The following is an 11,689-nucleotide window of genomic DNA, read 5'->3' as shown; positions in this document are numbered from 1 at the left end:
CGTGACGGCCGCTCCTGCGACATCCAGCGATCCCGACCTGCAGCGCAAGCTGCAGCAGGACAGCATCCTGCTGGCTGGCAGGACGATCTACCTCAACCCCTTCCTCTACTGGCGTCGCTTCGACGCCAACACCGACCGCTGGCTGCGGGAGCCCGGCCAGCTGCCGGAGGAGCAGATCACCGCCAACCGCGGCCGTTTCTACCCGGAACTCAACTGGGAGCAACTCGATCCCCAGGAGCGGCTGGCCAAGGAGGGCTCCGTGGAGATGTTCCTCAAGACCCTGGAACTGATCAGCACCTTCAACCCCGATCTCACCGCCGGCCAGCTGCTCGAAGTGGAGCGCAAGATGGCCGTGACCAAGAAGCGCGCCTTCGAGCGCTGGGTGGCCCGGGCCCTGCGGCGCCGCCAGCAGGAGGAGCTCAGGGAACGGCGCCGCTTCGACCGTGACCGCACCCTGCGGGCCTGGAACGAGTGGATCGGCCTGGAGGTGACCCGGCAGGCCCTGGTGCCGGCGGCCATGGCGGTGGTGCTGAGTGTGGGGGCCGGCTGGTGGTGGGGCAGTCAGCAGGCCTGCCGCCAGGTGATCGTGGCTCCCGGCGTGCCGGCTCTGCAGGCCAACCCCATGCCCTAGGCCCTGGTTCAAGGCGCTGGCCGCGGCCCTCCGTCAGGGGCAGTGGGCGCGGCAGACTGGTGGGAGCGCGTTTGCTTCCTGTCCATGGCCGCCGATCCCCTCGACAGCCTGCGGCTCAGCCTGATGCAGGACATGTTGCCCATGGGCCTGGCCGCCGTGGACCGGGTGCGCAAGGGCGGCCCCCAGGAGCTGATCGCCGCCTTCGATGGCTCCAGCGCCGATCCCCTGGCCCAGTTGCGCCAGGAGGGCGAACAGGCCGCCAGTCAGGTGCGCGAGCAGCTCGATCGGGTCAGCCCCGGACTCGGCAATCCGGTGATGAAGGTGAGCGTGCGGGATGTGGATCCCGGCTCTGATGGGGCCGATCCACCTCTCTCCCAGGAAGCCAGCGATCCTGCCGAACTGCAGCGGCGTCTGGCCTCGGTGGCCGAGAGCCTGCGGCTGCTGGAGCTGCGGCTCACCCCGGATGGGGAGACCCCCTAGCCATGGCCTACGGCCAGGCAGGCCGCCACAGCGGCATGGGCCAGCAGCCGTTGCTGCTGCTGCTGGTGGTGCTGCTGTGCAGCGGCGCCATGGTGTCGCGGCTGGCCTGGCTGCAGCTGGTGCACGGCGTTGAGAACCGCGAGCGGGCCGATCAGAACCGCATCCGGCTGATGCCGCGCAACCCGATCCGCGGCCGTCTGCTCGATCGTCAGGGCGAGGTGCTCGCCACCAGTCGGCTCACCTACAACCTCTACATCCAGCCCCGCGAGGTGTCTGACGACCAATGGCCGCCCCTGCGGGACGCCTTGGCCGCGCTGCTGAAGCTGAATCCCACCAGCCTCGACCAGAAACGCAGCAGCGGCAGCAATGCCGAGGGCTTCCGGATCACCCTGGCGGAGGGCCTGGCGGCTGAGCAGGTGCTGCGCTTTCGCGAACAGGCCAGTGAGCTGCGCGGCGCTGAAGTGGATGTGGACGTGCTGCGCAGCTATCCCCATGGCCGCCTGGCGGCCCACGTGCTCGGCTACACCAGCGGCATCACCGAAGAGGAATACGAGCGCAAGCGCGACAAGGGCTACCGCATCCGCGACCGGGTGGGCCGCACGGGGTTGGAGAGCGCCTTCGAATCCCATCTGCGCGGCCAGTGGGGCGGCCAGCAGGTGGAGGTGAACGCCGCGGGCCAGGTGCAGCGGGTGCTCGGCGACAAGCCGGCCGAGGCGGGCAAAGACCTGCGGCTCACCCTGGATCTGCCCCTGCAGCAGGCGGCGGAGCGGGCGCTCGACTCGGTGCGCAAGGGCGCCATCGTGGCGATGGATCCCGAGACGGGGGCGATCCGGGCGCTGGCCAGCCGGCCGGCCTTTGATCCCAACGTGTTCTCGCCGGCTCCGTCGAGCCAGGAGTGGGCCGCCCTCAACGGCCCCGAGGCGCCCTTGCTGAACCGTGCCTTCCAGGGGTTCCCCCCCGCCAGCACCTTCAAGGTGGTCACCACCGCGGCGGCGCTGGAGTCGGGGGTCTACGGCCCCAACGACAAGGTGCTCACCACCAGCTCCTTCTGCTACGCCGGCCTCTGCTACCGCGACCACGGCGCCCATGGGCTTGTGGGTTTCCCCTTCGCCCTGGCGGTGAGCAGCAACACCTTCTACTACCGGGCCGGCCTGAAGATCGGCCCTGATGCCCTGTTCGCCACGGCGCGGCGGCTGGGTTTCGGCAGCCCCACCGGCATCGAGCTCAGCGATGAGGAAACGGGGGGGCTGCTGGGGGATCAGGCCTGGAAGCGCAAGGCGCTCGATGAGCCCTGGACCCCCGTGGACACGATCACCTCCTCGATCGGCCAGGGGGCCCTGCTGGTGACGCCGCTGCAGATGGCGCGTCTCTACGCGGCCGTGGCCAATGGCGGCTGGCTTGTCACGCCCCACCTGGTGGAGAAGCCGCCCACCCGCACCCGGATCGGCCTCAAGCCCTCCACCGTGGCCGTGCTGCAGAAGGGCCTGCGCATGGTGGTCACCGAGGGCACGGCGCGGCTGCTCAACGATCCGAGCCTGCCGCCGGTGGCCGGCAAGACCGGCACCGGTGAGGATCCCCCCCGCCCCGACCACGCCTGGTTCGGTGGCTATGCGCCAGCCGACAAGCCCAGCCTGGTGATCGTGGCCTTCGGCGAGAACTCCGGGGGCTACGGCGGCACGGTGGCGGCACCGATGGTCAAGGCCCTGATGACCACCTGGTTCAGCGGCGGCGCCCGGCCCGACTGAGCCCGTGCCGGCTCAGGTTGCGCAACTGTTCAGGCCACCAGCTGCAGCTGGGGCCGCTCCAGCAGGCGGCAGTAGAAGCCGCGCAGCTGCTGGGTGGCGGAGGCCCAGCCCCAGCGCTCGGCCTCGCTGCGGGCGGCCTGACGCAGCAGCTGGCGCTCGCCTGGATCCCCCAGCAGCCGCCCCACCGCCGCCGCCAGACTCGCGGCGCCGCCGTCGGCGCCATCGGGCTCATACAGGCAGCCGTTGGCGCCATCGCTGACGATGTCCGGAATGCCGCCGCGGTTGGCCCCCACCACCGGGCAACCGGCCGCCATGGCCTCCAGCAACACCAGGCCCAGGGTTTCGGTGCTGCTCGGGAACACGAAGGCATCGCCGCTGGCATAGGCGCTGGCCAGGGGCGCGCCTGTCAGGTAGCCCACGAAGGTGGTGGCGGTGCCGGCGAACACCTTCTCCAGGGCCTGGCGGTGGGGACCATCCCCCACCAGGGCCAGGCGGGCCTCAGGCATGGCCTCAAGCACCGGCCGGATGCGCTCGATCTGTTTTTCGGCGGAGAGGCGGCCGATGTAGAGCAGCAGCTTGCCGGTGTCGCTGTGGCCGCCCAGCAACTGCTCCCGCGTGGCCTGGTTGCGCAGTTCAGGGCGGAACAGTTCGGTGTCCACGCCGCGCTGCCAGAGGTCGGTGTGCTGGATGCCCTTCTCGCTCAGCTCCTGCACCATGGCGCTGGAGGTGCAGAGGTTGAGGCTGGCCTGGTTGTGGGCGGCCTTGAGCAGTTCCCACAGCAGCGGCTCCAGCATGCCCATGCCGTAGTGCTCCAGATACTTGGGCAGGTGGGTGTGGTAGCTGGCGATCAGGGGATAGCCCTTGGTCTTCGCCAGCCAGATGCCGCCCAGGCCAAGCACGGCCGGGTTCACCACATGCACCAGATCGGGCTGGAACTCCTCGAGGGCCTCCGCCACGGCGGGGCGGGGCAGGGCCAGCTTCAGCTCCGGATAGAGGGGCAGCGGCATGGCCGGCACCCCCACCACCCGCGCACCCATGTACTCGGCCGGAGCGCCCTCCGGGCAGAAGATCAGCACCTCATCTCCCAGGTCCACCAGGTGCTGCACCGTCTTGGTGAGGCGGGTCACAATCCCGTCGACCTTGGGCAGGAAGGTCTCGGTGAAGAAGGCGATCTTCAAGGCTCGGGTGCCGCAGGGGGGGAGAGCTGGATGCAGGCGGGTTCGATCAGGTCGCCCGGATCAAGCCGTCTTGATGGCCTGGGCCTGGGTGGTGGTCCAGGCCGACACGCAGGGGATCCGACTGCGGTCGCAGCGGTCAGCCCAGCGGCGGGCCACATCCACCACTTCGGCCATCAGGCCGTCGTCGAGGGTGGTGGGGTTGAGGCCCAGCTCGATGAAGCAGCGGTTGTCCACGATCAGGTCGTTCTCCACGGCCTCATTGCGAGGGTTGGGCAGGTAGGTGATCTCGGCGTTGGTGAGGGACGACACCTTGCGGGCCAGTTCGCCCACCTGGTGGCTCTCGGTCATCTGGTTGAAGATCTTCACCTTCTCGCCATGGGCGGGCGGGTGCTCCAGGGCCAGCTGCACACAGCGCACGGAGTCGCGGATGTGGATGAAGGCGCGGGTCTGGCCGCCGGTGCCATGCACCGTGAGTGGGTAGCCGATGGCGGCCTGCATCAGGAAGCGGTTCAGCACCGTGCCGTAGTCGCCGTCGTAGTCGAAACGATTGGTGAGGCGGGGATCCCTTTCGGTGAGCTCCGTGTTGGTGCCCCAGACGATGCCCTGGTGCAGATCAGTGATGCGGATCTGGTCGTTTTTGTTGTAGTAGAGGAACAACAACTGATCCAGAGTCTTGGTCATGTGATACACACTGCCGGGGCTGGCAGGGTGCAGGATCTTCTCGGTGAAGCGGCTGCCATCCGGCTGGGGCACCTCCACCGTGAGGTAGCCCTCGGGAATCGTGGCGCCGCGGTGGGAGCCGTAGCCGTACACCCCCATCGTGCCCAGGTGCACGATGTGAATGTCGAGGCCGCTCTCCACGATCGCGGCCAGCAGGTTGTGGGTGCCGTTGACGTTGTTGTCCACGGTGTAGCGCTTGGTGGCGCTGGACTTCATCGAGTAGGGGGCCGCCCTCTGCTCGGCGAAGTGCACCACGGCCGTGGGCCGCTCGTCGCGCAGCAGATCCAGCAGGCGGGTGTACTCCTGGGCGATGTCCATCCGCACGAAGCGGATCGCCCGGCCCCCCACCTGCTCCCAGGCCCGCAGGCGCTCGCTGATGGTGGCGATCGGCGTCAGCGACTCGACCTCCAGGTCGACGTCGATCTTGCGCCGGCTCAGGTTGTCGACGATCACCACATCGTGGCCGGCATCCGCCAGGTTGACCGCACAGGGCCAGCCGCAGAAGCCATCGCCGCCGAGAACGAACACCTTCATTCCGAAACCTTCATTCCGAAAACCCCAGACCCCTGCAGGACGAGCTGTCGCTCATCGGGGCAAGCTACTACAGGCGTTCCGGCGCTCTCAGCCGCTGATCCCCACGGCCACCACCACCAGGGCCAGCACCAGAACGGCCCCGCCGATCAGCAGCAACCGCGACTGGCTGCTGCTGCGCTCGCCCTCCTCCATCACCACCATGCGGGGCTCCCGGGCGAAGGCGTTGAGCTTGCCGCCGTCTTCTTCGGTGACCTGCATGGACCAGGGCTCTAGGAGGGCTCACCTTATGGAGAGATGTCCGGGCTGTCAGGCCGCCGCGGCCAGAACGTCAACGGAAGTTCATGCGGCGCCCGGCGGAAGGGCGATCAGCTGCCCACGCGCCCCTGGCCGGGGGAGCTGGGGCTGGCCTGGGGGCGTCGCGGCAGCCGTCCGGCCTGGAAGGCCAGGCGGCCGGCCTGGCAGGCCTGGGCCATGGCCTGGGCCATCAGGGGCGGGTTGCCGGCCAGGGCGATGGCGCTGTTGATCAGCAGGGCATCGGCCCCCATCTCCATGGCCTCGGCCGCCTCGCTGGGCACACCGATGCCCGCGTCCACCACCACCGGCACGCTGGCGTTCTCGATGATCAGGGCGATGTTGGCGCCATTGCGGATGCCCTGGCCGGAGCCGATCGGTGAGGCCAGCGGCATCACCGTGGCGCAGCCACCTCCTCCAGCCGCTTGGCCAGCAGCGGGTCGGCATTGATGTAGGGCAGCACCGTGAAGCCCTCCTTCACCAGTTGCTCGGCCGCCTCCAGAGTGCCGAACGGATCGGGCAGCAGGTGGCGGCTGTCGGGGATCACCTCCAGCTTCACGAAGCTGTTGTCCTCCTGCCCCGCCAGCTTGGCCAGCTCCCGCCCCAGCCTGGCCACCCGCACCGCTTCCTCGGCGGTGGCGCAGCCGGCGGTGTTCGGCAGCATCCAGATGCGCTGCCAGTCGATCGCCTGCATCAGGCCGCCGTGGCCCGGTGCGCCGCTCTGCACCCGGCGCACCGCCACGGTGACGATGGCGCAGTCGCTGCGCTCCAGGCTGGCCTGCATGGTGGCGAGATCGGCGTACTTGCCCGTGCCGGTCATCAGCCGGCTGCGGAAACGGCGTCCGCCGATCAGCAGGTCGTCGCTGCCGGCGGCAGGGGCCTCGCCGGCGGCGGCGCTGCTGGAGAGGGGGATCCCGGTTGGGTTGGGCACCACGATGGCTTCCGGCGCATGGCTCACAATGGCTCTAGCCTCCCATCAACTCCGGCCCTGCCGTGCTTCGAACGCTCCTGCTCACGGCTCTGCCCCTCGCTGCGCTGCCGCTGGCCGCTCTGCCCCTCACACCCGCGCCAGCGGCGGCGCAGTTCCTGGGCGCTGACAGCTTTCTTCCCTTCAGCCTCCCAGCCGAATTCGGCGTCCCTGCCGCCGACCAGCGCGACTCCAGCGTCGAGACCTTCGATCCCGTCGGTCGCGCCGAGCTGCTGGTGCGCGAGATCCCGCGGTCCTGGGTGGGCTCCTACCAGGCCTTCGGCGGCAGTGAGGTCGTGCCTGCCAGCCTCAGCCTCTCCGAGCTGAGAGCGGTGGGTCAGATCGTCGATCTGCGCGGCACCATGACCATCAACGGCGCCTCGACGGCGGTGCAGGGCAACCTCAATGCCGAGTCCGACCAGCTCGATCTGATCCTGCTCTGCCGCTGCAATGTGGGCGGCCTGGAGATGGGCGGCATGTTCTCGGGTCAGCAGGGGCTGGCCCTTGTCGGCTGGAATGCCCCGCGGCTCACCAATTCCGGCGGACGCCTGGAGCTGCAGCCCCAGTCTCAGCCCGTCAGCGCCCCAGGGGGGCCGGCGCCGATCGCGCCCGTGCGCGGGCTCTGGTGAGGCTGGCGGCCTTCAGGCCGCCTTCCCCTGGGTGCGCTCCAGCCTGTTCAGGCGCTTGAGGGCCGTGCGGTTGCCGCTGTCGAGTTCAAGCACCTTCTGATAGGTGGCACGGGCCTGCTCGGGGTCCTGCTCCTTCTCCAGGGCGTAGGCGAGGTTGTTGAGGGCCACCGGATAGTCAGGCTTGGCCTTGAGGGCAGCCCGGTAGTGCTTGAGGGCCGTCTTGTAATTCTTCTGGGCCGCCAGCGCGAAGCCCAGGGCGTTCTCGATCAGGGCCAGGGCCTCCGCCGGAGCCTCTTCCGCCGTGGCCAGCTGGCGGGCCTCGCTGAGGCTCTCCACCGCCTGGCCGAACAGGCGCTTGCGCAGTTGCACGGAGCCCAGCTCATAGAGGCTGGCGGCATCCCTGGCCTCCGTCTGGGCGCCTTGACCACCCTGGCGCTCGAGGCGCGCCAGGGTGACCTCGTCCTGGCGCACCTTCCAGATCTGGCGCGCCACCACCACGGCAGCACCGCCGAGCAAGACGACCAGGCCGATCAGATAGGCCTGGGGAAGCAGGTTTTCCAAGGGGCGCCGGGGCTGGGAGGAGGGATCGGGTGGTCGGCGATCAGGCCTTGGCGGAGCCGACGACGCTGCTGAAGCTGGTGGGGTCGACCACGGCCAGCTGGGCCAGCATCTTGCGGTTCAGGCGCACATCCGCCTTCTTGAGGCCGCCCATCAGACGGCTGTAGCTGACGCCGTTGATCCTCGCCGCGGCGTTGATGCGAGCGATCCAGAGCCGACGGAAATCGCGCTTGCGGCGGCGACGGTCGCGGTAGGCATTGCAGAGGGCCTTCATCACCCGCTGGTTGGCGGTGCGGAAGAGGGAACCATTGCCGCCGCGGAAGCCGCGGGCCAATCTCAGAACTTTATTGCGGCGTTTACGGGCAACGTTGCCCCTCTTGACGCGGGCCATGGCAGGGAATCAGGTGGAGATGAAGGGAAGGCGTAGCGGTGGCCGCTGCCCTCAGGCGTAGGGCAGCATGCCCTTGACGTTGTCGGCGTCGCGCTCGTCGACGACGGCCATCGTGCCCAGGTAGCGCTTGCGCTTGGGGCTCTTGTGATCGAGCAGGTGGTTGTGGAAGGCCCGGCGACGCATGAACTTGCCGGTGCCGGTGGCCTTGAACCGCTTGGCGGCTGCTCTGCGGGTCTTGAGCTTGGGCATGTCTCCCCGGCGCTGGCACAAACAATCACCTTACGACCTGGCCCCGCCATCCTCCAAGCTCTTGGTGCCGTCCGCCCCCAGCTGATGTCCCCCACCGCCTCCCTGCGCCATCTGGCCCTCACCAGCCTCTGGGCCGGTGCCCTGCTGGTGGGCACGGGTTGCTCGGCCCAGCCTCTCGCCCCGCCCCCGCTCCAGAGCACGCTGCGCTGGCCGGTGCCGGCGCCGCCCCGGATCGACCCCGCCAACCCGGTGCTCTGGGTGGGCCTGGCCCCCCGGCTGAGCGCGGCGATGCCCCTGGAGCTGCGCAGTGGCGGTGGCCTGATGACCCTGGTCACGGCCTCCGGTGGCCGCTACAGCTCGCCGCGCCTGGTGCTGCATTGGCGCACGGTGCCGGTGCAGCCGGCGCTGGAGATCCGTCGCCAGGTGCTGGGCCCCTTCGCCAGCTTCGAGAGTGCCGAGGAGGCCGCCGGCCGCTGGCGCCCCGCCGGCGTGGCCCCGCTGATCGCCAATCCGCGCGAATGGGAGGTGTGGGCGCCCCTGAATGCGCCCCTGCCCGAGGGCCTCGGGCCGGCCCGGCGCGTTGAACAGACCCTCAGCCAGCGGCTGGTGCTGGAGCTGCGCCGTGATGACGGCCCCGTGCTGATGGAGGGGCCCGTGCGGCTGGAGACCCCAGGCGGGCTGCTCTGGCAGGGCGGTCTGTTCCAGGGACCATTCCGGCTCCAACCCGATGCCTATGGCACCTGGGCGCTGGTGGAGGAGGTTCCCGTGGAGCGCTATCTCCAGGGGGTGGTGCCCCACGAGATCGGTGCCGGCTCCCCGCCGGCCGCCCTCGCCGCCCAGGCGGTGCTGGCCCGCACCTGGGCCCTGCGCAACCAGATCCGCTTCCATGTGGACGGCTACCACCTCTGTGCCGATACCCAGTGCCAGGTCTATGCCGATCCACGCCAGGCCGGCGCGGCCGTGCGCCAGGCCATCGCAGCCACCCGCTCCCAGGTGCTGAGCTGGCAGGGGGAGCCCATCCACGCGGTGTATCACGCCACCAATGGCGGCGTGGCGGCCGGCTTTGAGGAGGTCTGGAGCGGGCCTCCCCTCCCCTACCTGAAGCCCTTTCTGGATGGCCCGCAGGCCCTCCAGACCCGTTTCCCGCTGCCCCTGGCGGCTGCCCAGGTGGCTCCTCTGCTCTCGGGGGGCTCGGCCCTCTACGGCGCCGACCATCCCCGCTTCCGCTGGAGCCGCACCATCACGGCGGGGCAGCTCGGCCAGGCCCTGCGCGCCACCGCCCCCCAGCTCGGCACCCCCCAGACCGTGTCGGTGCTGGAGCGGGGGGTGAGCGGCCGGGTGCTCGCCCTGGGCATCCAGGGCAGCGGTGGTTCCACCGTGCTGCGGCTGGATGCGATCCGCCGCACCCTGCGCCAGCTGCCGAGCACCCTGTTCGTGGTGGCGCCCAGCGGCGCCGGCAGCTGGCGCTTCGATGGCGGCGGCTTCGGGCACGGCGCCGGCCTCTCCCAGGCTGGAGCCATCGACCTGGCTCGGCGGGGCTGGACCCTGCAGCGCATCCTCAGCCGCTATTACCCCGGCACCACGCTGCAGCCCCTGTCTGCCCTGGACACCAAAGCACCTGGGAGTGCCCCTTAGAGTCCGCACACTTCCGGGAACGCCATGGCTGCGGACGGCAGTACCACCAACGTCCTGCGCCCGACCGCGGCCGCTGCTGATCGCCGCCGTGGCAAATCGGCGCTGTTCGTGATCGCCTGCGGCTGGGCCGGCATGGTGCCCCACTGGCTCGATCCGGCCATTCGGCTCTGGCCCTCCACCGGCATGGCCCTGCTGCTGGGGGGCTACAGCGTCTACGCGGTGCTGTTGCCGGCGCTGGGGCGGGGCCGTGCCGGTGCGGCCCGGCAGGCAGCCGCCCCCAACCCTTCCCCAGCCGGGATCCCCAGCCCAGGCACCAGTGCGGTGGATGTGGTGGTGGCCGCCCGCGATGAGCAGGCCGTGATCGGCCGGCTGGTGGAGCGCATCGCGGCGTTGCGCTACCCGGCCGGTCAGCTGCAGCTGTGGGTGGTGGATGACGGCAGTTCCGATGCCACCCCCCAGCTGCTGGCTGAGTTGCGCCAGCGCTTTGCCTTCCTGCGGGTGCTGCGGCGCGAGGCCGATGCCGGCGGGGGCAAGTCGGGAGCCCTGAACCTGGCCCTGCAGCAGCTCCAGGCTCCCTGGATGCTGGTGCTGGATGCCGATGCCGATCTGCAGAGCGACAGCCTCGAACGGCTGATCCCCTGGGCTGAGGCGGGCGAGTGGGCGGCGGTGCAGCTGCGCAAGGCGGTGGTGAACCCTCTGGGCAACTGGCTCACCCGGGCCCAGTCGATGGAGATGGCCCTCGACGCCGTGGTCCAGGAGGGGCGCCAGAGCCGCGGCGGTGTGGTGGAGCTGCGGGGCAACGGCCAGCTGCTGCGCCGTGAGGCCCTGCTGGCCGCCGGCGGCTTCAACGAGGCCACGGTCACCGACGATCTCGACCTCAGTTTCCGCCTGCTGCTGCAGGGGGCCTCGATCGGCATCCTCTGGGATCCCCCGGTGCGGGAGGAGGCGGTGCTCAGCCTGGCGGCCCTCTGGCGCCAGCGCCAGCGCTGGGCTGAGGGCGGCCTGCAGCGCTTCTTTGATTACGGGCCCGGGCTGTTGTCCCGGCAGCTGAGCCGCCGCCGCCGGCTCGATCTCTGCAGTTTCTTCCTGTTGCAGTACGCCATGCCCGTGGTGGCGATGGCCGATCTGCTCGGCGCCCTGCTCACCAGCACGCCGCCGCTGATCTGGCCCCTGTCGTTCGTGGCGTTCGGGCTGTCGGGCTGCTCCATCCTGCTGGGCTGCCGCCGGCCCTCGGAGGGCCCGGTGTTCCCGCCCATGGCTCCCTGGAACCTGGCCCTCGGCATTGCCTATCTCGGCCACTGGTTCGTGGTGATTCCCTGGACCAGCCTGCGCATGGCCCTGCTGCCCAAGCGCCTGGTCTGGGCCAAGACGCTGCACCTGGGCGAGTCCGGCTCTGCGGACCCCTCAGCCGAGGACGCCTCGGTGGAAGACCCGGCGGTGGCCTGAGCGCAGCCCCCGCTGCTCAGGCCACATCCTGGCCGGCGTCGTCGAGGGGCCCGTCCAGTTCCACCACTTCGCCGTTGAAGAAGTCCGCCAGACGGCGGGCCTTGTCATCCAGGGGGGAGGAGTGGCCAGGGCCTGGCTCGCCGGCGGCCCTGGTCGGGCCTGCGGAGCTGCTGCTGGGGGCCGTGGCCGTGGGGGATCCGGTGCTTCTCAGCTGAGGGAGGCGTCAGCGGCAGCC

Annotated in this window: 12 protein-coding genes and 1 pseudogene; 6 read left to right on the top strand and 7 right to left on the bottom strand. The window is 70.2% G+C overall.

All coding sequences use genetic code 11. The features are described from left to right. Nucleotide 1: 1 nt before the first annotated feature. The 3 genes from IQ220_RS12680 to mrdA all read left to right on the top strand — a co-directional run bounded on the left by IQ220_RS12680 (nt 2) and on the right by mrdA (nt 2,856). Entirely contained in the window at nt 2-631 is a 630-nt protein-coding gene (locus IQ220_RS12680) for a hypothetical protein (protein ID WP_186697940.1), read from the top strand. Between the two features lie 84 nt (nt 632-715). After that, a complete protein-coding gene (locus IQ220_RS12675; RefSeq protein WP_186697942.1) occupies nt 716-1,111 on the top strand; it encodes a hypothetical protein in 396 nt (131 codons plus the stop codon). Nucleotides 1,112-1,113: 2 nt separating this feature from the next. Beyond that, entirely contained in the window at nt 1,114-2,856 is a 1,743-nt protein-coding gene (gene mrdA / locus IQ220_RS12670) for a penicillin-binding protein 2 (RefSeq protein ID WP_193915383.1), read from the top strand. Nucleotides 2,857-2,885: 29 nt separating this feature from the next. Here mrdA and IQ220_RS12665 read toward each other — a convergent pair whose 3' ends face one another. From IQ220_RS12665 to IQ220_RS12650, 4 genes and pseudogenes are all read right to left on the bottom strand, one after another. Continuing rightward, nucleotides 2,886-4,034 (bottom strand): glycosyltransferase family 1 protein, encoded by a 1,149-nt coding sequence (locus IQ220_RS12665; protein ID WP_193915382.1) that lies wholly within the window; start codon nt 4,032-4,034, stop codon nt 2,886-2,888. A 60-nt stretch (nt 4,035-4,094) separates the two neighbouring features. Continuing rightward, entirely contained in the window at nt 4,095-5,288 is a 1,194-nt protein-coding gene (locus IQ220_RS12660) for an NAD-dependent epimerase/dehydratase family protein (RefSeq protein WP_186697947.1), read from the bottom strand. Between the two features lie 87 nt (nt 5,289-5,375). After that, complete coding sequence (gene psb34, locus IQ220_RS12655; protein ID WP_186697949.1) at nt 5,376-5,546, bottom strand: photosystem II assembly protein Psb34; 171 nt, start codon at nt 5,544-5,546, stop codon at nt 5,376-5,378. Nucleotides 5,547-5,653: 107 nt separating this feature from the next. Further along, nucleotides 5,654-6,399: pseudogene (locus IQ220_RS12650) on the bottom strand (thiazole synthase). Nucleotides 6,400-6,572: 173 nt separating this feature from the next. On the opposite strand from IQ220_RS12650, the gene IQ220_RS12645 reads away from it, so the two are divergent. Continuing rightward, nucleotides 6,573-7,175, top strand: coding sequence for a hypothetical protein (locus IQ220_RS12645; RefSeq protein ID WP_225875712.1), 603 nt, complete (start codon nt 6,573-6,575; stop codon nt 7,173-7,175). A 12-nt stretch (nt 7,176-7,187) separates the two neighbouring features. Here IQ220_RS12645 and IQ220_RS12640 read toward each other — a convergent pair whose 3' ends face one another. Genes IQ220_RS12640 through rpmI form a run of 3 tightly spaced genes read right to left on the bottom strand, consistent with a single transcriptional unit; the run spans nt 7,188 to nt 8,373 of the window. Then, nucleotides 7,188-7,736: a tetratricopeptide repeat protein gene (locus IQ220_RS12640; protein WP_186697951.1), complete on the bottom strand. Its 549-nt coding sequence runs from the start codon at nt 7,734-7,736 to the stop codon at nt 7,188-7,190. Between the two features lie 40 nt (nt 7,737-7,776). Beyond that, nucleotides 7,777-8,124, bottom strand: coding sequence for a 50S ribosomal protein L20 (gene rplT, locus IQ220_RS12635; protein ID WP_186697953.1), 348 nt, complete (start codon nt 8,122-8,124; stop codon nt 7,777-7,779). A gap of 51 nt (nt 8,125-8,175) precedes the next feature. Further along, complete coding sequence (gene rpmI, locus IQ220_RS12630) at nt 8,176-8,373, bottom strand: 50S ribosomal protein L35 (RefSeq protein ID WP_186697954.1); 198 nt, start codon at nt 8,371-8,373, stop codon at nt 8,176-8,178. A gap of 84 nt (nt 8,374-8,457) precedes the next feature. Between rpmI and IQ220_RS12625 the strand changes: the two genes are divergently transcribed. Both IQ220_RS12625 and IQ220_RS12620 read left to right on the top strand, forming a co-directional pair. After that, nucleotides 8,458-10,008 carry a SpoIID/LytB domain-containing protein gene (locus IQ220_RS12625; protein ID WP_193915380.1) on the top strand — a complete coding sequence of 517 codons (1,551 nt, stop codon included), beginning with the start codon at nt 8,458-8,460 and terminating at the stop codon, nt 10,006-10,008. Nucleotides 10,009-10,032: 24 nt separating this feature from the next. Further along, complete coding sequence (locus IQ220_RS12620; protein WP_193915378.1) at nt 10,033-11,454, top strand: glycosyltransferase family 2 protein; 1,422 nt, start codon at nt 10,033-10,035, stop codon at nt 11,452-11,454. The last annotated feature ends 235 nt before the right edge of the window (nt 11,455-11,689 follow it).

Source organism: Cyanobium sp. LEGE 06113 (assembly GCF_015207615.1).
Note: the sequence above shows the minus strand (reverse complement) of the source record. Positions and strands in the feature narration are given on the sequence as shown.

Bases quoted from the DNA above. Each gene is read 5' to 3' on its own strand.
- psb34 (WP_186697949.1), bottom strand. From the start codon at position 5,546: ATGCAGGTCACCGAAGAAGACGGCGGCAAGCTCAACGCCTTCGCCCGG.
- mrdA (WP_193915383.1), top strand. From the start codon at position 1,114: ATGGCCTACGGCCAGGCAGGCCGCCACAGCGGCATGGGCCAGCAGCCG.
- rplT (WP_186697953.1), bottom strand. From the start codon at position 8,124: ATGGCCCGCGTCAAGAGGGGCAACGTTGCCCGTAAACGCCGCAATAAA.
- IQ220_RS12620 (WP_193915378.1), top strand. From the start codon at position 10,033: ATGGCTGCGGACGGCAGTACCACCAACGTCCTGCGCCCGACCGCGGCC.
- IQ220_RS12625 (WP_193915380.1), top strand. From the start codon at position 8,458: ATGTCCCCCACCGCCTCCCTGCGCCATCTGGCCCTCACCAGCCTCTGG.
- IQ220_RS12660 (WP_186697947.1), bottom strand. From the start codon at position 5,288: ATGAAGGTGTTCGTTCTCGGCGGCGATGGCTTCTGCGGCTGGCCCTGT.
- IQ220_RS12675 (WP_186697942.1), top strand. From the start codon at position 716: ATGGCCGCCGATCCCCTCGACAGCCTGCGGCTCAGCCTGATGCAGGAC.
- rpmI (WP_186697954.1), bottom strand. From the start codon at position 8,373: ATGCCCAAGCTCAAGACCCGCAGAGCAGCCGCCAAGCGGTTCAAGGCC.